Source organism: Nitrincola sp. (genome assembly GCF_048264025.1).
Taxonomy (GTDB): Bacteria; Pseudomonadota; Gammaproteobacteria; order Pseudomonadales; family Balneatricaceae; genus Nitrincola.
Genome location: NZ_JBLXDN010000017.1, coordinates 15405 through 38240, shown reverse-complemented (window position 1 = coordinate 38240; position 22836 = coordinate 15405). Strand labels below are relative to the sequence as shown.

General features: G+C 53.0%; 21 protein-coding genes and 1 riboswitch. Of the genes, 7 read left to right on the top strand and 14 right to left on the bottom strand.

The genetic code is table 11. The features are described from left to right. Positions 1-196: 196 nt before the first annotated feature. From urtE to ACN0R1_RS13200, 8 genes are all read right to left on the bottom strand, one after another. The gene (gene urtE / locus ACN0R1_RS13235; protein ID WP_151057981.1) at positions 197-898 is read right to left on the bottom strand and encodes an urea ABC transporter ATP-binding subunit UrtE; all 702 of its coding nucleotides are present in this window, start codon (positions 896-898) and stop codon (positions 197-199) included. Between the two features lie 2 nt (positions 899-900). Further along, positions 901-1740, bottom strand: a complete 840-nt coding sequence (gene urtD / locus ACN0R1_RS13230) for an urea ABC transporter ATP-binding protein UrtD (protein WP_417583603.1) — start codon at positions 1738-1740, stop codon at positions 901-903. Beyond that, positions 1737-2819, bottom strand: coding sequence for an urea ABC transporter permease subunit UrtC (gene urtC, locus ACN0R1_RS13225; protein ID WP_417583601.1), 1083 nt, complete (start codon positions 2817-2819; stop codon positions 1737-1739). Before urtC ends, urtD begins: the two co-directional genes overlap by 4 nt. Before the next feature lie 3 nt (positions 2820-2822). Then, entirely contained in the window at positions 2823-4448 is a 1626-nt protein-coding gene (urtB, locus tag ACN0R1_RS13220; RefSeq protein WP_417583599.1) for an urea ABC transporter permease subunit UrtB, read from the bottom strand. A 77-nt stretch (positions 4449-4525) separates the two neighbouring features. Then, positions 4526-5818 carry an urea ABC transporter substrate-binding protein gene (gene urtA, locus ACN0R1_RS13215; protein WP_417583597.1) on the bottom strand — a complete coding sequence of 431 codons (1293 nt, stop codon included), beginning with the start codon at positions 5816-5818 and terminating at the stop codon, positions 4526-4528. Positions 5819-6021: 203 nt separating this feature from the next. Further along, positions 6022-6456, bottom strand: a complete 435-nt coding sequence (locus ACN0R1_RS13210) for a DUF192 domain-containing protein (protein WP_417583595.1) — start codon at positions 6454-6456, stop codon at positions 6022-6024. Between the two features lie 2 nt (positions 6457-6458). Continuing rightward, on the bottom strand, positions 6459-7439 hold the full coding sequence (locus tag ACN0R1_RS13205; protein WP_417583593.1) for a rhodanese-related sulfurtransferase: 981 nt from the start codon (positions 7437-7439) through the stop codon (positions 6459-6461). Positions 7440-7499: 60 nt separating this feature from the next. Next, positions 7500-8264, bottom strand: coding sequence for a phosphotransferase (locus ACN0R1_RS13200; RefSeq protein WP_417583591.1), 765 nt, complete (start codon positions 8262-8264; stop codon positions 7500-7502). Positions 8265-8275: 11 nt separating this feature from the next. After that, positions 8276-8365, top strand: a riboswitch (TPP riboswitch). Between the two features lie 45 nt (positions 8366-8410). Between ACN0R1_RS13200 and thiB the strand changes: the two genes are divergently transcribed. Genes thiB through ACN0R1_RS13185 form a run of 3 tightly spaced genes read left to right on the top strand, consistent with a single transcriptional unit; the run spans position 8411 to position 11637 of the window. Beyond that, positions 8411-9409, top strand: coding sequence for a thiamine ABC transporter substrate binding subunit (thiB, locus tag ACN0R1_RS13195; protein WP_417583589.1), 999 nt, complete (start codon positions 8411-8413; stop codon positions 9407-9409). Continuing rightward, a complete protein-coding gene (locus ACN0R1_RS13190) occupies positions 9339-10988 on the top strand; it encodes a thiamine/thiamine pyrophosphate ABC transporter permease ThiP (protein ID WP_417583587.1) in 1650 nt (549 codons plus the stop codon). The genes thiB and ACN0R1_RS13190 overlap by 71 nt, the downstream gene beginning before the upstream one ends. Then, on the top strand, positions 10981-11637 hold the full coding sequence (locus ACN0R1_RS13185) for an ATP-binding cassette domain-containing protein (protein WP_417583585.1): 657 nt from the start codon (positions 10981-10983) through the stop codon (positions 11635-11637). The genes ACN0R1_RS13190 and ACN0R1_RS13185 overlap by 8 nt, the downstream gene beginning before the upstream one ends. A 25-nt stretch (positions 11638-11662) precedes the next feature. Here the strand turns inward: ACN0R1_RS13185 and ACN0R1_RS13180 are convergent, their stop codons facing one another. The 6 genes from ACN0R1_RS13180 to ACN0R1_RS13155 all read right to left on the bottom strand — a co-directional run bounded on the left by ACN0R1_RS13180 (position 11663) and on the right by ACN0R1_RS13155 (position 17494). Continuing rightward, entirely contained in the window at positions 11663-13363 is a 1701-nt protein-coding gene (locus ACN0R1_RS13180; RefSeq protein WP_417583583.1) for a hypothetical protein, read from the bottom strand. A gap of 97 nt (positions 13364-13460) precedes the next feature. Next, the gene (locus ACN0R1_RS13175; RefSeq protein WP_417583581.1) at positions 13461-14075 is read right to left on the bottom strand and encodes a YitT family protein; all 615 of its coding nucleotides are present in this window, start codon (positions 14073-14075) and stop codon (positions 13461-13463) included. 13 nt (positions 14076-14088) lie between these two features. Further along, complete coding sequence (locus ACN0R1_RS13170; protein WP_417583579.1) at positions 14089-15321, bottom strand: NAD(P)/FAD-dependent oxidoreductase; 1233 nt, start codon at positions 15319-15321, stop codon at positions 14089-14091. Positions 15322-15370: 49 nt separating this feature from the next. Further along, positions 15371-15715, bottom strand: a complete 345-nt coding sequence (locus tag ACN0R1_RS13165) for a RidA family protein (protein ID WP_417583575.1) — start codon at positions 15713-15715, stop codon at positions 15371-15373. Between the two features lie 9 nt (positions 15716-15724). Then, positions 15725-16468: a TetR/AcrR family transcriptional regulator gene (locus ACN0R1_RS13160; RefSeq protein WP_417583573.1), complete on the bottom strand. Its 744-nt coding sequence runs from the start codon at positions 16466-16468 to the stop codon at positions 15725-15727. A 123-nt stretch (positions 16469-16591) separates the two neighbouring features. Continuing rightward, positions 16592-17494, bottom strand: a complete 903-nt coding sequence (locus ACN0R1_RS13155; protein ID WP_417583571.1) for a LysR family transcriptional regulator — start codon at positions 17492-17494, stop codon at positions 16592-16594. 186 nt (positions 17495-17680) lie between these two features. Here ACN0R1_RS13155 and ACN0R1_RS13150 point away from each other — a divergent pair, with 186 nt between their 5' ends. From ACN0R1_RS13150 to ACN0R1_RS13135, 4 genes are all read left to right on the top strand, one after another. After that, positions 17681-19285, top strand: coding sequence for an ABC transporter substrate-binding protein (locus ACN0R1_RS13150; protein ID WP_417583569.1), 1605 nt, complete (start codon positions 17681-17683; stop codon positions 19283-19285). Between the two features lie 69 nt (positions 19286-19354). Further along, positions 19355-20296: an ABC transporter permease gene (locus ACN0R1_RS13145; protein WP_417583567.1), complete on the top strand. Its 942-nt coding sequence runs from the start codon at positions 19355-19357 to the stop codon at positions 20294-20296. Further along, positions 20296-21183, top strand: a complete 888-nt coding sequence (locus tag ACN0R1_RS13140) for an ABC transporter permease (protein WP_417583565.1) — start codon at positions 20296-20298, stop codon at positions 21181-21183. The genes ACN0R1_RS13145 and ACN0R1_RS13140 overlap by 1 nt, the downstream gene beginning before the upstream one ends. Continuing rightward, entirely contained in the window at positions 21183-22832 is a 1650-nt protein-coding gene (locus tag ACN0R1_RS13135; protein WP_417583563.1) for an ABC transporter ATP-binding protein, read from the top strand. Before ACN0R1_RS13140 ends, ACN0R1_RS13135 begins: the two co-directional genes overlap by 1 nt. Positions 22833-22836: the final 4 nt, after the last annotated feature.

The window sequence follows — 22836 nt, the reverse complement described above, 5'->3', positions numbered from 1 at the left end:
AAAAAAACTATACGTCAATAGCTATCTGGCCCTTTCCACGACCGTATAGTTTATATTTAAGCTGGCACAAAGCTATGGGCGGGGTGGTGGTATCGCTTTGGAGTGACCGTCTGCCGCCCGGATGGCGGCAGTCGAGCGTGTCAGGGATGACGAATAGCGTGTCACACCAAAGCGATACCACTACCCCGCACGGCACTTATACCGTCAGATACTGCTTGATCAGCGTATCATCCAGTCCATCCATCGCCCCCTCCGCCACCTTACGCCCACGATCCAGAATGCAGAAGCGATCCCCCACCTTGCGTGCAAAGGGCAGCTTTTGTTCAACCAGTAACACCGTCAGGCCCATCTCCCGATTCAGTTTGCGAATGATGTCGCCGATCTCCTGCACCACATTGGGCTGAATCCCTTCGGTGGGTTCATCCAGAATAAGCAGCTTCGGATCAACCACCAGGGCGCGTCCGATTGCCAGCTGTTGCTGCTGGCCTCCGGACAGGTCACCGCCGCGACGGTGCATCATATCGGCCAGCACCGGGAAGAGCTCGAAGATATAGTCGGGTATTTTTCGCTGTCCGCGGGGCAGTACCGGCAAGCCGATCTGCAGGTTTTCTTCCACCGTAAGCAGTGGAAAAATTTGCCGGCCCTGAGGCACATAACCCACGCCGAGGCGAGGGCGTTGTTCCACCGAGGTTTTCACCAGATCCTTGTTAACCGGATTCAACTGAATACTGCCGGAGGCCACTTTCTGGTGCCCCATAATGCATTGCAGCAGGGTGGTTTTGCCTACACCATTACGGCCCATTAATACCGTGCATTGTCCTTCTGGTATCTGCATATCGATATCCCAGAGGGTGTGGCTTTCGCCATAGAACTGATTGAGTCCCTGTATACTGATCATGCTTATTCTCCCAGATAGACTTCAATCACTTTGCGGTTATTCTGCACCTGATCCATGCTGCCTTCAGCCAGTACACTGCCCTGATGCAGCACGGTGACGGTTCTGTCCTTGCCAGCCAGTTGGCGGACAAAGTCCATATCATGCTCAACCACCACCACAGAGTGACTCCCCGACAGAGAAATCAGCAGTTCGGCGGTGCGATCCATTTCCTGGTGGGTCATGCCTGCGACTGGCTCATCGACCAGCAGTAATCGCGGTTTCTGCATCAGCAGCATACCGATCTCCAGCCACTGTTTCTGACCATGTGACAGACTGCCTGCGCGAATCAGTGCCTGTTCTTTTAGCCCGACCTGAATCAGTACCTCCTCAATACGATCACGCTGCTCACCGTTGAGTTTGGCCAGTAACAGGCTGATCACGCTGCGCTCATCCGGCATGGCCAGAATCAGGTTTTCCTCCACGCTGAGAAACTCAAATACTGTCGGCTTCTGGAACTTGCGCCCGATGCCTGCCTGAGCGATGGCAGGTTCATCCAGCTCCAGCAGGTTAATGGTCTGGCCGAACCAGGCGGAACCGCTGTCAGGTTGGGTTTTACCAGTGATGATGTCCATCATGGTGGTCTTGCCTGCGCCATTGGGACCGATAATGCAGCGCAGTTCGCCGTCACGGATATACAGGTTCAGGTCATTGATGGCTTTAAAGCCATCAAAACTGACCGATAGCCCTTCCAGATAGAGCAGAATCTGCTTGTCCACATTCAGTGCAGGTGAGGCTTGAGATTGCATAAAAGAAAACACATGGTTTTTATCTTTTATTTCGGCCAGTAAAGATGCCTGACTCATGCGTTACCCTCCCGACGACGCAGCAGACCTGCCAATCCTTTGGGCAGGAACACCGTAACCAGAATAAAGATCGCCCCCAGTGCAAATAGCCAGACATCCGGCAGCTCAGTGGTAAACCAGGTTTTGGCATAGTTGATAAATATGGCGCCAGCCACAGCACCATAAAGCGTAGCGCGTCCGCCTACGGCAACCCAGACTACGATCTCGATGGAGTTGAGTGGTGAGAATTCATTGGGGTTGATGATGCCCACCTGAGGTACATAGAGAGCACCGGCAACACCGGCGATCATGGCCGACAGGGTAAACACCCAGAGCTTAACGTTTTCCACCCGATAGCCGAGAAAACGGGAGCGAGACTCGGCATCACGAACGGCGACACAGACCTTGCCCAGCCGACTTTGAGTGATATAACGACACAGTAGATAACCCAGTGCCAAGGCGACTGCCGAGGCAATGAACAGCCCGACACGCGTCTGCCGTGATTGCAGGTTAAAGCCGAGGATGTCCTTGAAATCGGTTAAACCATTGTTGCCACCAAATCCCATCTCATTGCGGAAGAATGCCAGCATCAGTGCAAAGGTCAGTGCCTGGGTAATAATGGATAGATAGACACCGGACACCCGCGAACGAAACGCCAGGGCGCCAAAGATATACGCCAGTAAGCCAGGTACCAGCAGAATCAGGATGGCGGCAAACCAGAACTGATCCAGTCCGCTCCAATACCAGGGCAGGCTGTCCCAATTAAGAAATACCATAAAGTCAGGCAGTTCAGGATGACCATACACACCGCGATCACCGATCTGGCGCATCAGGTACATGCCCATGACATAGCCACCCAGGGCAAAGAAGGCACCGTGCCCGAGGGTTAAAATACCCAGATACCCCCACACCAGATCGACCGACAATGCCAGCAGGGCCAGAGTCAGGTATTTACCCATGACCGCCACCATATAGGTGGGCAGGTGCAGCGGGTGGTCCGTGGGCAGGCCGTTGAGAAGGGGTACCAGAATGATTGCCAGAACCAGCAGTGCCAGCAGCACTTGTCCGCCACGGTCTTGTTTAATCAGATTCCATAACATGGCTTAATCCTCAGCGGCACGGCCACGCTGTGGGAAGAGTCCACGGGGCCTTTTCTGAATAAAGAGAATGATGAACACCAGTACCAGAATTTTTGCCAGTACGGCACCTGTCATGGGCTCAACCAGTTTGGTTGCCACACCGAGTGTCATGCCTGCTACCAGGGTACCCCAGATATTCCCGACACCGCCAAATACCACCACCATGAACGAATCGATGATGTAGGCTTGACCCAGGTTAGGCCCTACATTGGTGATCTGCGACAGTGCAACACCGGCTATGCCCGCGACACCTGAGCCGAGGCCAAAGGTCATCATGTCCACCCGTTCAGAGCGCACCCCCATGGCTCTGGCCATGGCGCGGTTCTGGGAAACGGCGCGCACCTGCAAACCCAGCGCTGTGCGCTTGAGGATCAGCAGTAACGCAAAGAATACGATGAAGCAGAATAAGATGATGTAGAGTCGATTCAGGGTGATGGCAAACACCGGGTTAAACTCCAGCATGCCGCTCATCCAGGAGGGGGTTTCAACACTGCGGTTCAGTGGCGAGAAAATCGAGCGTACTGCTTGCTGCAGCACCAGGCTGATACCGAAAGTAGCCAGTAGTGTCTCTAACGGACGACCATACAGGAAGCGGATTACCCCGCGTTCAATTGCAATACCGACCAGACCTGATACCACAAAGGCAGCTGGAATGGCCACCAGAATCGACAGGCCGATATGCTCAGGCATGAGTTGTTGTATGACAAAGGTGGTGTAGGCGCCGATCATGATCAGCTCACCGTGGGCCATATTAATCACGCCCATCACACCAAAAGTGATGGCCAGGCCTATAGCTGCCAGTACCAGCACCGACCCCAGGCTGAGTCCAAAATAGAGCGTCTCCAGTCCCTTATAGAATTTTATCTTCTGATCAATCTTGACCAGTGCGGTATCGGCCTGAGCTTTCAGATTGTCATCATCAGTTGCATCACTGAACTGCATCAGCGCATTACGGGCGCGCGGTTCCAGTGAACCACTGAGGGTATCAATCGCATCACTCAGCGCGGTAACATCGTTACGGGACAGAGTGTCGATTGCCAGTGCCACGGCCATTAATTCGCGGACTTTCGGGTGTGTCTCTTCAGGGTAGGCATTGCGAATCAGGGTTAAGGTATCTTCATCAAAATCCCGCATCAGCTGTTTGACAGCGCCTAGACGTTTTGCAGATAGCTCAGACGATAAGCCGGTCAGCGCCATCACTTGGCGGATTTGTGAGCGCTGAGCGTTGTTAACTGTGACTCGGCGAAAGTCTCTGCGGCTCTCGATGATTCGGGTTTCATCACCTAACAGGCGCTCGGCCGGTTGACCTTCTTCGTGCTGCTTAAGCTGATAGAGTCGGTCATCACTGCGGTTTCGATAGAGGTTGCCGTCAAGCAACAGTGCCAGCAATGTAAGTTGTTCTGGGTGCTCCGAACCTGCGAGCAGCTCAATGGCTCTGGCGGTATCGTTTCTGTCTGAAGAAACCAGCAGGGCTTCAAATTCGAGTAATAACGGCTCTTCATCGAAAGCCGCTGCTGTTTGCACAGCACTTAAGAGTAACAGGGTTATCAGCCCCATGATGCGTAACTTACGCACTATCCGGCTTGTCATGTTGGAGTTCCTGACGCTTGGCTGGGAGGGGCCGGTCCGGATACTAAGTCCAGACCGGCATTTGCAGCGGAAAGCTGTTACTCGAAGTTTTGACCTGAACAGGTCTTGGTGACTACGTTGTAGTTACCGCACTCCAGCGGCTTGCGCCAATCTGAGATGATATCTTTGGAGCCTTCCAGAAAGTCTGACCAGGCATCACCGGCCACCGTACTTGGAGTCTGCCAAACTACGTCAAACTGGCCATCGTCCTGGATTTCACCGATCAATACCGGTTTAGTAATGTGATGGTTAGGCATCATCGCCGCATAGCCACCTGTCAGGTTAGGTACAGTAACACCGATAATGGCTTCCTGAACGGCTGAGGGATCAGTTGTCCCGGCTTTGTTAACAGCCTCAACCCACATGTTAAAGCCGATGTAATGGGCTTCCATCGGGTCGTTGGTTACGCGATCGGTATCACCGATAAAATCATGCCATTTTTCGATAAAGTCATCGTTAACTTCGCTATCAACGCTCATGAAGTAGTTCCAGGCAGCCAGATGGCCGACCAATGGCGTGGTATCAATGCCGGATAGCTCCTCTTCACCTACCGAAAAGGCTATGACTGGAATATCTTCAGCTGAAATGCCTTGTGAGCCCAGTTCGCTATAGAAAGGTACGTTGGCATCGCCATTGATGGTGGAGACAACCGCGGTTTTCTTGCCGGCTGAGCCGAAGGTGCGGATATCAGATACGATGGTCTGCCAGTCAGAGTGACCGAAAGGCGTGTAGTTGATCATGATATCGGCTTCAGCGACGCCTTTTTGTTTCAGGTAGGCTTCCAGAATGCGATTGGTGGTACGTGGGTAGACATAGTCTGTGCCTGCCAGCACCCAGCGTTCAATGCCCAGTTCATTCATCAGGTAATCCACCGCGGGGATGGCCTGCTGGTTAGGTGCGGCACCGGTATAGAAGACGTTTTTGGATGATTCTTCACCTTCGTACTGAACCGGATAGAACATCAGGCCATTGAGTTCTTCAACTACCGGCAAAACAGATTTACGTGAAACAGAGGTCCAGGCACCAAAAATAGCGGCCACCTGATCCCGCTCCAGCAATTCGCGTGCACGCTCTGCAAATAGTGGCCAGTCAGATGCCGGGTCAACTACAACCGCTTCCAACTGTTTGCCCAACAGGCCGCCTTTGGCGTTCTGCTCTTCGATCAACATCAGCATGGTGTCTTTCAGTGTGGTCTCACTGATGGCCATGGTACCGGACAGTGAATGCAACACACCCACTTTAATGGTTTCTGATGCCTGAGCGGTAATGGCGGCTATAGACAGAGCCAGGGCACAGGATGCGGTAGCGAGCTTTGTTTTAATCTGTTTCATCGGTCTGATCCTATTTGGTTTATACGTCGAACCAGTCAGGAGCAGAATTTATGCCAACTTATAAAAACAGCTGTTTTATCATAGAGTAATTCATGTCGCCCAGACTTTCGCAGGGGTCGTTTTTAGCCGTTATGTGTTGTGTGTGCGTGATATGAGTGCGTAGAAAAATAGTTGAGACTGTCTGAGTGCACTCTATTGGTGCTTTAGGGGAGGCGCGGTTGTAGTTGCTGCCCAATCTCGATCTCATGTTGCTCAAACCAGCCTTGATTGACTTCCAATGCAAAGCTGGAGGCTTGGTCAGCACAGTGGAGTTCTTCTGATAGGGGCTGCATATCACTCAACTGTAGCAGGGTGAAATTTTCATCCAGAAAGGCCAGTGTCAGCGGAATATAGGTATTACGCATCCAGAAGCATTGGCGTGGCTGGGGGTCGAGAATAAACAGCATGCCCGCATCGGCTGACAGCTCCTGACGGTGCATCAACCCCCGAGAGCGCTGTTCTGGACTGAGCGCGACTTCAACTACAAGTTGCTGTTCCTGAATATCAAACAGCAGATATTCAACGCCTGTATCAGCCAGAAGCTGGATGGGAAGGCAGAGCAGGCAGGTCATTATCCAATGCTGAAACAGGGTGCGCATGGTTAATTTTTCCGTTTTTCAGCCACTTTGCGTGCGTGTTTTTCGGCTCGGTGCTGTTCAGCCGCTTTGACGGCATCTGTGCCCAGGTGTGCTTCGCCACGCTCACGTGCCAGTTTGATCTGCTGCTGTCTGGCCGCATAGCGCTGACGCTGCTCTGGTGTTTGAGTGTCGTAACAATGATGGCAGCTAACCCCTTCTTCATACTGAGGGTGCTGCTTGTCAGCGTCAGACAAGGGCATACGACACCCGGCGCAGAGTGAATAATGGCCTGGCTGCAGGTCATGGTCAACGGTGACGCGATTGTCGAATACAAAGCACTCTCCTTGCCAGAGTGACTCGGTTTCAGGCACTTCTTCAAGGTATTTAAGAATACCGCCATGCAGGTGGTAGACGTCTTCAAAACCTTGCTCTTTCAAATAGGCGGTGCTCTTTTCACAACGTATGCCGCCGGTACAAAACATGGCGACTTTCTTGTGCTTCTGGCTGTCCAGTTGGCTTTTGACGTAAGCTGGAAATTCGCGAAAGCTGTCGGTTTTCGGGTTGATAGCACCTTTAAAGGTGCCTAGACCGATTTCATAATCATTGCGGGTATCCACCAGCAGCACATCCGGGTCACTGATCAGGGCATTCCAGTCAGCTGGCTCAATATAGGTTCCGACAACCTGTTTCGGATCTATGCCTTCAACGCCCAGCGTAACGATCTCTTTTTTCAGTTTCACCTTGGTCCGGTAGAAGGGCTGCTCGTCAGCCAGCGATTCCTTGTAATCTATGCCCTGAAAGCGCGTATCGGCGGCAAACCAGTCTTTTAGCGTGTCTATCGCCTGACGGCTGCCGGCCAGGGTACCGTTAACGCCTTCTTGTGCCAGTAGCAGGGTGCCCCGAATCTGTGCATTTTCCAGCAGCGCCTGCAACTCTGGTCGCAGCTGCTTATAGTCGTTCAGGGTTACAAACTTATACAGGGCACAAACAACAATCGTGGACATGGAGCTACCGCCGGGTTAACGACCTGGAAGGTCAAAATAGTTGATTAAATTGATCTGGAATTATACCACGCTTTGCGCTTTTTGCGCGGCTTGCCAAAGGCTGTCCAGCTGCGTCAGCCAGTGGCCCATGACCTGCCAGGGATCATTGCATCCCAGGTCGGGTAGCCGGGTTTCTAATAGCTGGCGTTCAGCTGGACTCAATCCCAGCATACGCTGCAGTGCCACAGCATCGATCCAGGGATTACCGCGTACAGCGTATTCCCAGTCGATCAATTGAATGCCTTGATCTGTGATTAACAGGTTGCCGGGGTGCAGGTCCTGATGAATCAGACAAAAATCCTTAGTATTCCAGTGGCAACAAATAGCCAGCAGCTGCTCGGCCAAAGCGTCGTAGGACGGTCCCGCCAGCACTGCATAGTCGTGAATCAACTGCACATAGTCATTTGGTGCCACATCAAAGGGGTGCTGCCAAAGCGTTACAACGGCGTGTAACAGTTGCTGCCGCTGATGCGGGTTTAGCGTGTCCTGCATAGGTTCGGCATTGGCGTCTGCCACAAACAACACGCCTTCTGGCAGGCAAAGCTCCAGTCGGGGTACCCAGGGTTTGGGTTGCAGAGTTTCTAGTACCTTCAATTCCAGTTGTCGGTTTGCTCCCGGTGGTGTCACACCAAACTCACGCCATATATACACCTGCTCCGCAGTATGCAGCCGCCAGTGCCGGTTACGGCTGCCCTGACCCAAAAATTGCATCGATTGAATAGGGGGAAGGTGGTCCCGCACTGCCTGGGGCAGTATGGCTGAAAGGTGGTGCCTTAAGTCGGTCATGATATACTCAGTTTATCTCATCGGGGTGCCAATAGGCTGAGAGTTTACCCGCTGAACCTGATCCAGTTAATACTGGCGTAGGAATTGAGATATCAGCCTGTTGCTGATTCCTTTCTGAGCCGGTATCGAATCTCCGGAGTCCAGCTGTGAAAATCCGTACCAATACCTGCAAACTGATGGCCGTCGCGTTGCTGTTGCTGATAACGGTGAACGTGCAAGCGCGTGTACTAAATGTCTATACCTACAGTAGTTTTACCACTAGCTGGGGACCGGGTCCGGCGCTGAAAGAGCTGTTTGAAGCCCAGTGTGATTGCGAGGTGAACTTCACCAGCAGTGATGATGGGGTATCGCTGTTAAATCGGTTGCGGCTGGAAGGCGACAGCACCCGTGCCGATGTTATTGTCGGGCTGGATGATCTGCTGATGCCGCAGGCGCGTCGATTAGCCCTGGTGCAGCCGCATGGTTTTACGCTTTCAGACTGGCCGTTACGTGAATCACTGGATTGGCAGGATAGTCATTTTATCCCCTTTGATTTTGGCTACTTCGCCTTTATTTACGATAGCCGCAAGGTGAGCGAACCTGCGACGTCTTTATCTGCGCTGATTAACAGTGATGCCAGTATTATCTATCAGGACCCGCGTACCAGTACGCCAGGTCAGGGCCTGATGCACTGGATGCAGGCTGTCTATAAGGATGACGCCGCACAGGCCTGGCAGCAGCTTGCCGAGAATACTGTAACGGTTACCAAAGGCTGGTCGGAGGCCTATGGCATGTTCCTGCAGGGCGAGGCCGATTATGTACTCAGTTATTCTACCTCACCGGCCTATCACCAACTGGCAGAAGATATGGATGCCTACCAGGCGACCCGGTTTGAAGAGGGACACACGGCGCAGGTGGAAGTGGCGGCGCTATCAGCTTATAGCCGTGAGCCTGAACTGGGACGGGCGTTCTTGGCCTTCCTGCTGAGTAAAGAGGCACAGACATTGTTGCCCGAGACCAACTGGATGCTACCGGTGCGTAGTGATATCGACTTGCCAGCCGCTTTTGCAGATGCGGAGCGTGAGGTTATCGGCTTTGGCTCAGATGAAGTCGATGCGCAGCGGCGCGAATGGATTAATATCTGGCGCAATGCTGTTAGTCGTTAATATGGCCGTCACACACTTTTCATCCGCCAGACCGCTATCATTGGCTCAATTACCTGGCTGGTTGGCACTGTGCCTGATAGTTGGGATCAGCCTGCTGGCATTTTTGGCTCTGGCAGGCTGGGGTCAGGCTGAACCTTATGGTTACCTGTTACAGGAGCGCTGGTTCTGGGAGTTGCTGCGTTTTTCACTCTGGCAGGCACTGCTGAGTGCGGCTCTGTCGACCCTGCTGGCTCTACCCTTGGCGCGTAGCCTGGCCTTAGATCCCAAACTGCCGGGTAAACCCTGGTTTCTGAGCTGGTGTTTGCTGTGTTTTGTCATGCCCTCCCTGATATTGATTACCGGGCTGGTGGCCCTCTTCGGTCGATCAGGTTGGCTGACCCCTTGGTTGGGAGAAAGCTGGCGGTTGTATGGGCTCAATGGCATTTTGCTGGCACATGTGTTTCTCAATCTGCCTTTTGCTATCCGTGTCTTAACCTTTCAATGGCAAAGTGTTCCGGCGAACACCTGGAAGCTCTCGGCACAACTGGGTATGACCGGGTGGCAGCGTTTCAGAGTGATTGAGTGGCCGGTGATCAGAGGTGTCCTGCCAGCGGTCAGCGGGTTTATTTTTCTGCTGTGTTTTAACAGCTTTGCTGTCGTGTTGGCACTGGGCGGCGGGCCCTCGGCGAGCACCCTGGAAGTGGCGATTTTTCAGGCGCTGAAATATGATTTCAATCCATCAGAAGCACTGTTTCTGGCCTGGACACAGCTACTGGTAGCGGGCGGTATTTTTATGGTCTTCAGTCGCATGGGGCGTTTTCAATGGCTGGCACCCGCGCAGGCGGGGCCCGTCTGGTTGCCTAGGCTGAGCCTTATGTTCCGCTGGTCCGGGCGGTTGGGGTATCTGCTCTGTGTGTTGTTTCTTACATTGCCGATTCTGGTGTTGCTGCCGCTGGCCTGGCAGACTGATTGGGCCTTTTTGCAGCAAACCCAGCTAATACCAGTGATAATGCGCTCACTGGTATTAGCTGTGGCCGCGGCGCTGCTGGCGGTCTGTCTGGCATTGGCGCTGCTGTCACTCTGGCGTACTGGACGGCGAGAGGGCTTCCGCCAGTGGGTTGCAGCTGTGGCACTCTATCCTCTGGTTGTGCCAGCGATGGTGGTGTCGGTGGGATTATATATTCTGCTGATGCCCTGGGTTGATTGGCAAGCTTATGGCTGGATTGCGGTTATTTTGATGAACGCTGTGATTGCCTTGCCCTTTGCGTTTCAGCAGTTGCGTCCTGCTGTGTCTGACTATGATGCCAGTTACGCCCGACTCCTGGCTGACTTGAATCTGACGCGTTTTACCCACTGGCGCTATGTCTATCTGCCTTATCTGAAACCTCTGTTGCGGCGGGTACTGGCGATCAGTTTTGTCCTCGCGCTGGGCGATATGTCGGTGTTTGCTATTTTTGGTAGTGATGACTGGCGTACCCTACCTTGGTTAATCTATACCCTGGCCGGTGGTTATCGGCTGGCCGAGGCGGCATTGGTGTCTGTTTTGTTACTTGTTCTGGCGCTGGCGGCGCTAAGATTGTTGGAAAAATCCTATGACTGATAGTACTTCCGGACTGTGTACAGTAGGGCTGCGATCAGCCGGGCTGCAGGTGGATAGCTTGCAGTTGTCGCGCGGACAGACATCCTGGTCGCATCATTTCTCTGTTAAGCCGGGAGAGTTGCTGGTATTGATGGGTGAAAGTGGTGCGGGTAAAAGCTCTTTGCTGGAGTGTCTTGGGGGATTTCTGCCAGCTGACACTGGCGAGATATGGCTGGATAACCAGCGTATTGATCAACTGGATGCTGCACAGCGACCGGTTTCATCTCTGTTTCAGCAATACAACCTGTTTGAGCATATCAGTGTTGCAGAGAATCTGCGTTTGGGATTTTACCGTGCGCAGCCAAATGCAGTGCAGTGGCAACAGGTTCTGCAGGCTTGTGAGCAGTTGGGGGTGGCTGATTTACTGCAACGCCTGCCAGGTGATCTGTCCGGTGGTCAGCGTCAGCGTATTGCGTTGATTCGCACGGTGTTACGTGACAAGCCACTGCTGTTGCTGGATGAGCCGTTCAGTGCGCTGGATGCAGCCACTCGTCAGATTGCTGGTGACTGGATTCGTACCGAGCTGAGTAAAACCAAAAAACTGGCCATACTGGTGACTCACCAGCAATCAGACAGCGATTGCTGGGCCGATCAGACCTTGATGATCTGATCGGCTGTAAGGAGGTACTTGAGGATTACTTGAGTTCAATACCCATGCCAAGTTCAATACCACCGGCATCAATGCCGAGCCAGAACTCGGTATTTTCATACACCTCAGCCAGTCGCTTTAACTCCTCGGCATCGGGAGCCTGACTACTGGGTAGTTGGCTGCCAATATCGGCCAGGGTAGCATACAGCTCACTACGAACGTGGCCATAGCCCACCAGTGAACGTGAATCCGTATCGACTGATAGCTCGGATTTCAGCTCCTTGGGCTTATCCAGGCCTATGCCAAGCAGAATGGCGTCCTGCGACATGGCCGCATGCACAGCAGGCATATCCGGAGGGAGGAGGTCCTGCTGAATTTTCTTAACTTCACCATTGGCCTGCAGATTCAGGCTGGCAATCTGTGGAATAAACATGCTGGCGGCTGATAACAGACCCTGTGCATTGGGTGATGCTATGGCAATCAGACCAGAACCCGTTGGCTCATACTGATCCATTTGCAGGCTGTCGATACGCAGGTTAACACCACTGATTACCGGCGCAAGCATCATCGTCATAGGATTGTTGGTCAGTGAACCAGATTCAGCCCAAAGTTCATTGATGCCCTGCAGTTCCGGGCAGGTAAAGGGTGTTGTATGCACTTGGCTGGCGTATTTCTGCAGCAGGCGAGTAACCGCCTGAACATCCAAAGCAATACCCAGACTGGCAATACCCTTGCCGCTACCAAGACCGGGTACAGTCGAAGCAAGGCTGCCCATATCATCAGCCAGTTCAGAGCCGGTAGCCAGACGCATGCTAAATGAGATGCGTTGGGTATCAAACTCATGCAGTCCCATAACCAAGGCCGGGAACAGGCTGGTTAGACGGTTAATATCAGCTCGGCAGGCTTCAATGTCCATCGGGCTGGTCTCATCCAGTTGCAACAGCGCCTGACTGGCCGGGTGCTGGGGTGAAATGAACTCATTGACCAAGCCGTTAGTGGAGATGCGACCACTGGCATAAGGGCTGTAGTTGTAGCGCTGTTCCAGTTGCAGCAGTTCGCCACTTTCAAGCAGGCTGATCAGCGGAGGTGTAATACCGAATAGCTGCTCAATGACAGCGTCATCCACCGTGGACGGAAGCATGCCGATAATCACCTGTTCATCACGAATGGCGATCAGGGTTTGCAGCATCTCTTCAGTCGAGGTGTGCCAATAATCAGTATCGCCCAGTTTGGCCTGGTGTAGCTCAACATTCATGTCACTGATCAGGCCTTCAAAGAAGGCGCGAAACAGCGCTTCATCGTGCAATTCCATACGAGCTGCGGGTAATAGGCCGAGACCATAAACAGCCGAGCGCGCATTCGGCATCAGACCAACCTGGTGATAATCCTCCAGTGTTTCTATGCCTTCAAAGGCTTTCAACACGGTGACCATTATTCTTAGGAATTCCTGCATGCCTGGATCGTCGGTGGTGGCTTGCAGCTGTTCTAATTCAGCTAGTTGGCTTTCAAGCTCTTCCGCCGTACCTAGTTTTTCAACCAGCGCCATCGAGTCTTCTTCAGACATGCGTTCGCGGCTAGCGAAAAAGTAAGGTGTTTCAGCCGGTATCTGGCTTAACATTTTATCCTGTTCGACGGAGGGTGCAGTATCCGTCTGCTGTACGCTATCTGGTTCATCACTGCCACAGCCACTGAGAAGTGTGGCACTGAGCAGCAAGGTGGCGGCAAAAGTGGTTAGTTTTATGTTCATATTTGAGGTCTTCCTATGATCCCTGTCCGTCGATTCAATATAAGGCGAGTAGTAAACCACCTCAGGGTGCATCTGGCAATTACAGCACTGAAATTTTTCAGGATTCATGTGATTTCAGTGGGTCTGGCACCGGGGGTTGCAGACGGAAATTCCAAGCGATCAGCAGATTGACGATAATGGCACAGACCAGTGAATAGAAGGCGGCATAAATATCAATGGTAAAGAAAGCGGCTGTAAAGATAGTGGCATCAAATAACATTTGTGACCAGCCGGATTTAAAACCGCTACGTGCTTCAATATACAATGCCAGCACACCAAAGCCGCCGGCGCTGGCATTGTGTCTGAACAGCGCAATAAGCCCTACACCAATACAGCAGCCTGCCAGTAGTGCTCCCAATAAAGGAGGCATCTGCTCGATAGTGATGGCGTTAGTCATATATGACGTCATCAGTGAGATGCCCAGCACAGCTACGGCGGTACGCAGGGTGAAGGCTTTACCTTTTTTGTACCAGGCGAGCACGCAAAACGGCAGGCTGACCAGACTGTAAATGAGTCCAAACCCAAGAGGGGTTGTCAGCGCTAGCAGCATGCTGAGTCCGGCTAGTTGCCCGGTAACAAATCCACAGGCTTGCAGGATAACGACACCCAGACTACTCATGGTGATACCAAAAGCGAGGCCTTGAATATCATAAAGGGGGGTAGTTGGCGTCATTATGAGTACTCGCTTATAAGCGCCTGGCGGGTGCCAGACGATGAATCAGGTCGGAGGTCTGTCCCGAGATCGCATCAGCCAGCAGTGCCGCTGTTGTCGGACCTAGCGTGAAACCCTGGTGCCCATGCCCGAAGTTAAACCATAACCCTTTATGGCGCGGCGCCGCGCCTACCAAAGGTAACATATCTGGCATACAGGGCCGGGTACCAAACCACTGAGGTTCCTGGAGTGGTTGGCCCAGCTCAATCAGATCACCAAGCGCTTGGACTCCCCGTTTTAGTTGTACCGCCGCGGCGGGTGATTGCAATTTGACCAGTGCCGCACCGGAGGTGACTCGCAGTCCCTGTTGCATGGCGGCGACAACCACGCCGTTAGCCGCATCAAGAAATGGGCGTTTAGGCACTATTGGTGCATTAAAATGGGCGTGGTATCCGCGTTTGTAAATCATGGGAATACGGTAGCCGAACCTGGCTAACAGGGTGGGAGACCAGGGCCCCAGAGCAATGACCACCTGCGAAGCTTCAATGCTGCCGTCCTGGCTGGAAATACGCCAGCCAGTGGCTGTTTGGCTGAGACTGTTGGCATCTCCCTGCTGTCTGCATCCGCCCCTCTGTATAAATAGCTGTGAATAGGCATCAGTCAGCGCGCCGGGATTGCTACAGCTCCAGCTCTGATTCCAGTGAATTACACCGGCTGGTGTGATTTTCAGCGCAGGCTCCTGAGCACGGTAAGCCGCACCGTCCAATACTTGTGATGTGACGCCATAGCTGGAATACATGCGTTCAACCTGCTGAGTAGCCTGATCAAATGGTTGGGCATCCCGGTAGAGGATCGATAAACCCGACTTGGATATCAGTGCTTCAGCATTTGCGGCCGTGATCAGGGGGGTGTGATCCTGTGTGGCGCGCCCGGTCAATTGCGAATAGAGGCTGGAAGTGTCCCTATGGCGCACGGTCGAAGATGCCCGAAAGTATCGCCAGAGGGCCGGTGCCATTTGCAGCAACGCCTGGGGATGCCACAGCACATCATTGCTCAAACCCAGCGCATACTTGCACAGTGTTGGCAGATCACGTGGCAGGGCATAGGGCTCGGCTGCTTCGGCCTGGATAATGCCTGCATTTCCATAGCTGGTCTCCCGGCACTGGAGAGTGCTGTCCAGTAAGGTCACATGATGCCCCTGGGCTTGCAATGCTAGCGCGGTGGATACGCCGACCATACCAGCGCCTGCAACGAGTATTTCAGACATCTGTGACTCCTTGGCTCAGTTGAAGCCGATGTAGGGATGGTGTGCTGGTTTAACGTGCCGCGATAACGGTGATTTCAACCCGGGCATCAATCATCAAACCACTCTCAACTGTGGTACGAACAGGCAGAGGGCTGTTGAAGTATTCCGCATACACTTGATTAAACTGGGCAAAATCAGCCTTGTCTGTCAGGTAGCAGGTGCAGGACACCACATTTGATAATGCCAGCCCTTCGCCTTCGAGGGTGGTTTTGATTCGGTTCAGGCAGTTGCGTGTCTGTGCTTCTATTCCAGCCGGGATCGAGCTGTCTTCGGCAAAACCTAGCTCGCCGGATAAATAGAGCGTGTTTCCGACTTGGCGAGTTTTAGAAAAAGGTAGGGCAGGTTGTGTAGACATGTTGAATCCTCATTCAGGTGGGTTGTTGAGTTGCTGGGCACGTTGCGCCAATCCGTCAATGATAATATTCAGCAGCAGTTCAAAGCTGCTGTCATATGAAACGTCAATACCGTTCTGCCAGCGCAGTACAAAAATCCGGTTGCTGATCATTGGCAATACGGCATGGGTATAGGGGAAATGCAGCGGGTCTATGTCGGCGACGCGTTTGGCGAAACCCTGTTGCCAGTCATTCGAGTCATCGGCTGGTGGGGGTGCCAATTCCATGGTAACAAAACCTGCCAGGCCGCCAATCAACGCGTTGAAAGCATCGCGTAATGCTTCACCCTGAAAGCCAGCTTGCGTCAGGGCAGATAACACCGTTTCAACCCAGGCCAGGTTTGCCACGCCGTTGGATTTCATTTGTGCACCCAGCAAAGGGGCTACTCTGGGGTGCTGATGCACCAGTTGCCGGTACCGCATAAACACCGACCGTAAACGGACTTTCCAGTCGGCTCCAGAGGTGGTGTCATCAGTCAGGTTAGCGGTGATAACCGCAGAAATTTCTGCGAACAGGTCTTCCTGTAAACCGCCAACATGCCAGTAGATGACGGCGGGAGATACTTTCAGTGTCCGCGCCAACTCGCGCATCGAAAATGCGGCCAGACCTCGCTGGTCGATTTGTTGAATAGCGGCTGCCACGATCTGTTGTTTATCCAGACCGACTCTGGCAGCCCGACCTCGTAGACCGCTTTTGGCTTTTAGTTGTTCTGACACTGTGTTGATCTCTGTTGTTAGTCAGACTGTTTAGCTAAGTCTGGTTACCCATAGTTCAACATATAATAGAACACTGTTCAATTAATTTATAGTTCAGTGTTCTATAAGCTGAGAAGCTAGGTGTTATGACATTTCCTGGCAAAGTGTTTCCAGAAAAGCCGCCACCCCCCTGGGTAAGGTCCGTCCGGCCAGGGTCTGCACATCAATGGTTCTGGCACTCATTTCACGGTCTTTGATTGGCAGCGCCTTGATCTGGGCACCATTATTGAGGTGTCGTACCGAGACTTCCCCAAACAGGGTGATACCACCCTGGCATTCAGCAAAATGCACCAGCGCATTCAAGTGGTTGCTGATCAGTACCGGTTCAATCAGCAGACCTTGCCGACTACAACTAACATCAAACAATTGGCGGATGGTGGTGTTGTCGGTTGCTAGAGCCAGGGGGTAATGGCTCAGTTGAGAGAGGCTTACCTGTGATTTGGACGCCAAGGGATGAGCAATACTCATCACGGCGAAGATAGGTGCCATGATGCGCTTTTCGATCTTGATGTGCTTTTCTGGCGGTGGTGAGATGGTCAGGCCGATATCTGACAACCCCTCGCGTACCCGTTGCGTTACTTCACTGGAAGAGCATACGATCAGTTCAAAGTGAATGGCGCTGTATTTCTCCCGAAACTGCCCGATGACATGGGGTAGGAGATAACTAGCCAAGCCTTCAATACTGGCGATTCGCACCGTGCCTTTTTGAATGCCCTCCAGACCGGTGATTTCGTCAATGACTCGTGTGGCTTCCAGGCGTGCTTTGCGGGCATAGGTGGCTAACAACTCTCCTGAAGGGCTGAGCTTCATTCCGGATATATGGCGTTCAAACAACTGGCATCCCAGTTCAGCTTCCAGCCGGGAAATTTGGCGGCTGACAGCTGAGGGTGCTACGTGGAGTTGCTGTGATGCCTTGTTAATTGAGCCCTGGCGTACGACTTCAATGAAGTAACGCAACGCTGAGTCGATCAAAATCCGTTCGTTCATGCCTTCACCAGTTGAGGTTTTTATTGAGTATTGCCGAATAGGCAATACCATATTCGAAAAATACCGTTAACGCCATGCTGTTGGAGAGCGCTAGTATTCTTGTCATCAAAGGCCGCCTGTAATCTGAAAACTGTGTTGGCCTGGTAACCCTTGCTGTATCCCGCGATTACCCAATGGAGTATCGATATGCACAAACCCACAATTTCCCGTCTGGCCAAGCGGCTAGGCTTGTTGACCGGCCTCGGGCTGGCAGCCACCTTCTCCTTCGCCGCACAGGTCCAGGCTGACAACACTGTGCGTGCTGTGATGCACTCAGCCTTGCGCGTTATGGACCCAGTAGCTAGCAGTGCCACCATTACCCGTAATCATGGATACATGATTTATGACACCTTGGTCGGATTGGACGAGGACTACAAGCCCCAGCCACAGATGGCTGACTGGACGGTTTCCGATGATGGCCTGATCTATACCTTTACATTGCGCGATGGCTTGACCTGGCATGATGGTAGCGCCGTTACCTCAAAGGATTGCATCGCATCCTTACAGCGTTGGGGTGTTTTTGATGCCGGTGGCAAGTTGCTGATGAACTATGTTGAATCCCTGACGGCCTTGGATGATCAGCGCTTTGAGCTTAAGCTCTCCAGCCCTTTTGGTGATGTGATGGGGCTGCTGTCTAAACCCTCCGCCGTGGCCGCCTTCATGATGCCGGAAAGCGTCGCTTCAATCGAGCCAGGACAACCCTTGCCTAACCAGATAGGGTCGGGTCCTTTCCGCTTTGTTCCCGAAGCATTTCAGCCAGGCGTGCAGGTTGTCTATGAGCGTTTTGATAGTTATGTCCCGCGTACTGAAACGCCGTCTGGCACGGCTGGAAGCAAGGAAGTGTTTGTCGACCGCGTCGAGTGGATTCACATGCCAGATGTGCAGACCACTATCAATGCGATAAACAGTGGCGATATCGATTATATCGAGCGGGCCCCCTACGACTTGTTACCGCTGCTGGAAATCAATCCAGAAGTGACCACGGATGTGATAGATCCCTTGGGCATGATGACACTGGCGCGGATGAACTTTTTGCACCCTCCTTTTGATGATGTCCGTGTGCGCCGTGCGGCCATGCTGGCGATCAGCCAGCAGGATGTATTGGCCGCTTTAGTGGGTGACTCGCGTTATTACCAGACCTGTGCGTCGGTATTTGGTTGTGATACACCCCTGTCAACAGAGCTGGGTGGTGAGTCCTTGAAGGGTGACGGCAACCTGGATGAAGCCCGCCAGTTATTGGCTGACTCAGGGTATGACCAGACACCGGTAGTGATCCTGCGGCCTTCTGATGTAGCCACCCTGTCACCTCAGCCGGTGGTTGTGGCTCAGGCTCTGCGTCGCGTGGGCTTTAATGTTGAGCTGAAGCAGATGGACTGGCAAACCCTGGTGAGTCAGCGCGCCAATCAAAATACCCCCAGTGAGGGTGGCTGGAACATGATCTTTACCAATATTGGTGTCGACGGTATCTGGACGCCGACGATCAATCCCTTGTTGATTGCGTCGGGGACGGACGGCAGTTGGTTTGGCTGGCCGGACGATGCTGAAATGGAGGCATTACGGGCTGACTACTCGACTGAAGCCGATGAAGCGCAGCGCATCACCTTGGCCGAAGCGGTGCAGCAGCAAGCGATGGAGCAGGTCACCTTTATTCCACTGGGCCAGTTCCATAATGTCACGGCCTGGCGTCAAGAGTTGACCGATGTGATCAAAGCACCGGTGCCAGCTTTCTGGGGGCTACGCAAGGCTGACTAACACTAGACTACCCGGCTTGCCACTGGGCTGGCCGGGTCTTTCTGGATTGACTGAATTAGGGGAAACGCCATGTTTGGCTATTTTGTTCGCCGACTTTTGGCCGCTGTGCCGGTGATGTTGGTGGTAGCACTTTCTGTCTTCCTGCTGTTGCGGTTGTCACCGGGTGATCCGGCAACCATCATTGCGGGTGACATGGCAGATGCCGAGCAGGTGGCCAATATTCGTGCCGCGCTTGGATTGGATCAGCCAATTCATACACAGTTTTTCATCTGGATGGGCAACCTGTTGCAAGGGGACTTTGGTACCTCACTGATTTCTCAGACCCCAGTGATGACCATGATTACCCAGCGCCTTGAGCCAACCATCAGTTTAGCCTTAGCGGCAATCCTGTTTACGGTGCTGATTTCCGTACCCTTGGGTGTTATTGCCGCCTGGCGTCAAGGTAGTTGGATCGACAACCTGGTGATGTCGGCGTCAGTAGTCGGTTTTTCAGTGCCTGTTTTCGTTATTGGCTATTTGGTGATTTATGTATTTGCCATCCAACTGCAATGGTTGCCGGTACAGGGCTACAGCAGTCTGGATAAAGGGTTGGGCGAGTTTGCCCGGCGCCTGGTTTTGCCAGCATTGACGCTGTCGTCAGTGTATATCGCACTCATCGCCCGGATGACACGTGCAAGTATGCTGGAAGTGTTGCAGGAAGATTATATACGTACAGCGCGCGCCAAGGGGCTTAGTTCACATCTGGTGTTATTTCGCCATGCCTTGCGCAATGCCGGGGTTCCGATTCTGACCGTCATAGGTACAGGTTTTGCGTTGATGGTCTCTGGTGTGGTGGTGACTGAAAGTGTGTTCAATATCCCCGGCCTGGGACGTCTGATCGTTGACGCGGTTCTGGCACGTGATTATCCAGTGATTCAGGCGCTGATCCTACTGACAGCCGGTTTGTACGTGATCATCAATCTGCTGATCGATCTTTCCTATGCCCTCACCGATCCGAGGATACGTTACTGATGCAAGCAACTTATTCACACAAGGTTCCTGCCAGCATGAGGCTTCATCGTTTGATAACGCGGCTGTTAGGCGTGCGGCCGAAAACCACCACGCTTATCGCCGCCTGTGTATTGGGTTTGATGGTGCTTATCGCACTTTTTGCACCGCTGCTTGCAACGCATAATCCGACCGAACTGGCACCGTCCAGTCGTTTACAGCCCATGAGTGCTGAGCATTGGCTGGGTACGGATGCTTTTGGCCGTGACCTGTTTTCTCGCGTTGTTCATGGCGCGCGGGTTTCTTTAACCGTGGGTCTGGGGGTGGCGTTCCTCACGGTGCTAATCGGATTACCTCTCGGGTTATTAACCGGCTATTTTCGTGCGCTGGATGCCGTGTTAATGCGCTTTATGGACGGATTAATGGCCATTCCAGGTATTTTGGCAGCCATCGCTATCGTCTCACTGACGTCGGCAAATCTGTGGACCCTGATGATTGCCATCATGGTGCCGGAAATACCGCAAGTGGTGCGTTTGGTACGATCACAAGTGCTGGCAACGCGTGAAGAAGCCTTTGTGGAGGCGGCCACCCTGATGGGTACACCAACCTACGCCATTTTGCTGCGTCATCTGATGCCCAATACCTTCGCCCCACTGATTGTACAGTGTACTTATATCTGTGCGGCAGCGATTCTGACCGAAGCCACCCTGTCGTTTCTCGGTGTGGGCATCAATTCTGAAGTACCCAGTTGGGGCAACATCATGTCGGATGGGCGGATCTATTTCCAACTCAAGCCCTCGTTGATTTTCTGGGCTGGCTTATTGTTATCCCTGTGCATTCTGTCGATTAATCTGTTGGGTGATGCCGCGCGTGATGCGCTGGATCCAAAAATGAAACGGAGGGAAAGCTAATGAGTGGCTCCTGTCCTGTTTTACAAGTCAATTCATTGGTGGTTGAAGCCCTCGGACGAGAACGAAAACCTATCTTAAAAGGGGTGTCGTTTGAGATACATCCTGGTGAGACCCTCTGTCTGGTGGGTGAAAGTGGTTCCGGAAAATCAGTGTCTTCCTTAACAACGATGGGGTTGTTGCCCGCTGGAAGTCTGGTGGCTTCCAGCGGATCAGTATTGCTTGATGGTGAAGATCTACTCAAAGCAACATCCAAACGGATGAATGAACTGCGCGGCAGTCGAATGGCCATGATTTTTCAAGAGCCGATGACTGCACTCAATCCAGTACTTACAGTTGGGTTGCAGTTGGATGAGGTGCTGGCGTGTCACACCAAAGAAAATGCGGCACAGCGTCGTGTCAAAGTACTGGATGCCTTGGAGCAGGTGCACCTGCCAGACATTCAGCGCATCTATAGCAGTTATCCACATCAGCTATCCGGTGGCCAACGCCAGCGTATTATGATTGCAATGGCGTTGTTGCTAAAGCCGCGCCTGTTGATTGCCGATGAGCCGACTACGGCGCTGGATGTCACCACACAGCACCAGATCTTGAAACTGATTCGTGAGTTGCAGCAGAAATACGCTACCGCCGTGCTGTTTATTACCCATGATATGGGCGTGGTGGCAGATATTGCCGATCGGGTATGTGTTATGCATCACGGTGTCATTGTGGAACAAGGGCCGGTGCAACAGATATTGGGTGCGCCACAGCAAGACTATACCCGCCAACTGTTAGCCGCTGTGCCCAGCTTGTTGCCACGGGCACCGCGACCGGAGCGAGGCTCTCGCCGGGTGCTGGATGTCGCTGAACTACACAAAACCTATGCGGCTCCTGCCAGAAGCCTGCTCAGTTGGTTACGTCCAAAGCGCCAGGGTACTCTGGCGGTGAATAATGTCAGCTTTCAGCTGTTGGAAGGACGGACGCTTGGCATAGTCGGTGAATCTGGTTCTGGCAAGTCGACTTTGGCGCGTTGTGTCATGCGTCTGATAGACCCAACGGCTGGTGCCATTCGTGTGGAAGGCCAGGATATCTCTGACCTGACCCGGCGCAGCTTGAAACCGCATCGTGGGCGTATCCAGATGATTTTTCAGGACCCCTATCGTTCACTGAATCCACGCATGACTATAGGCCAGAGTCTCATTGAGGGGCCGATGAACTATGGTAAAACCCGTGAAATGGCCTTGCAGCAAGCGGCTGATTTACTGCAGCTGGTGGGTTTGCCAGTTGATGCGATTGAGCGTTTTCCGCATCAGTTTTCTGGTGGGCAGCGTCAGCGCATTGCCATCGCCCGAGCCCTGGCGATGGAGCCTGCGGTTATCGTCGCCGATGAGGCGGTGTCGGCACTGGATGTGTCGGTACAGGCTCAGGTGCTGGCGCTGCTGGATGAGATTCAGCAGCGGCTGGGGGTGGCGGTCCTATTTATTACCCATGATCTGCGGGTAGCTGCACAGATCTGTGATGATGTTCTGGTGATGCAGCGTGGCCAGGTGGTTGAGTATGGCCCTGCACAGCAAGTGCTTGGCAACCCTCAGGCCGACTATACCCGTCAACTGATCGAGGTTGCACCAGGTCGATCCTGGGATTTTGCAACCTGTTCACCCGTCCATTGATTGC

Excerpts from the sequence above, each read along its gene's own strand:
- urtE (WP_151057981.1), bottom strand. The coding sequence starts at position 898 with ATGATCAGTATACAGGGACTCAATCAGTTCTATGGCGAAAGCCACACC.
- urtD (WP_417583603.1), bottom strand. The coding sequence starts at position 1,740 with ATGAGTCAGGCATCTTTACTGGCCGAAATAAAAGATAAAAACCATGTG.
- urtC (WP_417583601.1), bottom strand. The coding sequence starts at position 2,819 with ATGTTATGGAATCTGATTAAACAAGACCGTGGCGGACAAGTGCTGCTG.
- urtB (WP_417583599.1), bottom strand. The coding sequence starts at position 4,448 with ATGACAAGCCGGATAGTGCGTAAGTTACGCATCATGGGGCTGATAACC.
- urtA (WP_417583597.1), bottom strand. The coding sequence starts at position 5,818 with ATGAAACAGATTAAAACAAAGCTCGCTACCGCATCCTGTGCCCTGGCT.
- ACN0R1_RS13210 (WP_417583595.1), bottom strand. The coding sequence starts at position 6,456 with ATGCGCACCCTGTTTCAGCATTGGATAATGACCTGCCTGCTCTGCCTT.
- ACN0R1_RS13205 (WP_417583593.1), bottom strand. The coding sequence starts at position 7,439 with ATGTCCACGATTGTTGTTTGTGCCCTGTATAAGTTTGTAACCCTGAAC.
- ACN0R1_RS13200 (WP_417583591.1), bottom strand. The coding sequence starts at position 8,264 with ATGACCGACTTAAGGCACCACCTTTCAGCCATACTGCCCCAGGCAGTG.
- ACN0R1_RS13185 (WP_417583585.1), top strand. The coding sequence starts at position 10,981 with ATGACTGATAGTACTTCCGGACTGTGTACAGTAGGGCTGCGATCAGCC.
- ACN0R1_RS13180 (WP_417583583.1), bottom strand. The coding sequence starts at position 13,363 with ATGAACATAAAACTAACCACTTTTGCCGCCACCTTGCTGCTCAGTGCC.
- ACN0R1_RS13175 (WP_417583581.1), bottom strand. The coding sequence starts at position 14,075 with ATGACGCCAACTACCCCCCTTTATGATATTCAAGGCCTCGCTTTTGGT.
- ACN0R1_RS13170 (WP_417583579.1), bottom strand. The coding sequence starts at position 15,321 with ATGTCTGAAATACTCGTTGCAGGCGCTGGTATGGTCGGCGTATCCACC.
- ACN0R1_RS13165 (WP_417583575.1), bottom strand. The coding sequence starts at position 15,715 with ATGTCTACACAACCTGCCCTACCTTTTTCTAAAACTCGCCAAGTCGGA.
- ACN0R1_RS13155 (WP_417583571.1), bottom strand. The coding sequence starts at position 17,494 with ATGAACGAACGGATTTTGATCGACTCAGCGTTGCGTTACTTCATTGAA.
- ACN0R1_RS13150 (WP_417583569.1), top strand. The coding sequence starts at position 17,681 with ATGCACAAACCCACAATTTCCCGTCTGGCCAAGCGGCTAGGCTTGTTG.
- ACN0R1_RS13145 (WP_417583567.1), top strand. The coding sequence starts at position 19,355 with ATGTTTGGCTATTTTGTTCGCCGACTTTTGGCCGCTGTGCCGGTGATG.
- ACN0R1_RS13140 (WP_417583565.1), top strand. The coding sequence starts at position 20,296 with ATGCAAGCAACTTATTCACACAAGGTTCCTGCCAGCATGAGGCTTCAT.
- ACN0R1_RS13135 (WP_417583563.1), top strand. The coding sequence starts at position 21,183 with ATGAGTGGCTCCTGTCCTGTTTTACAAGTCAATTCATTGGTGGTTGAA.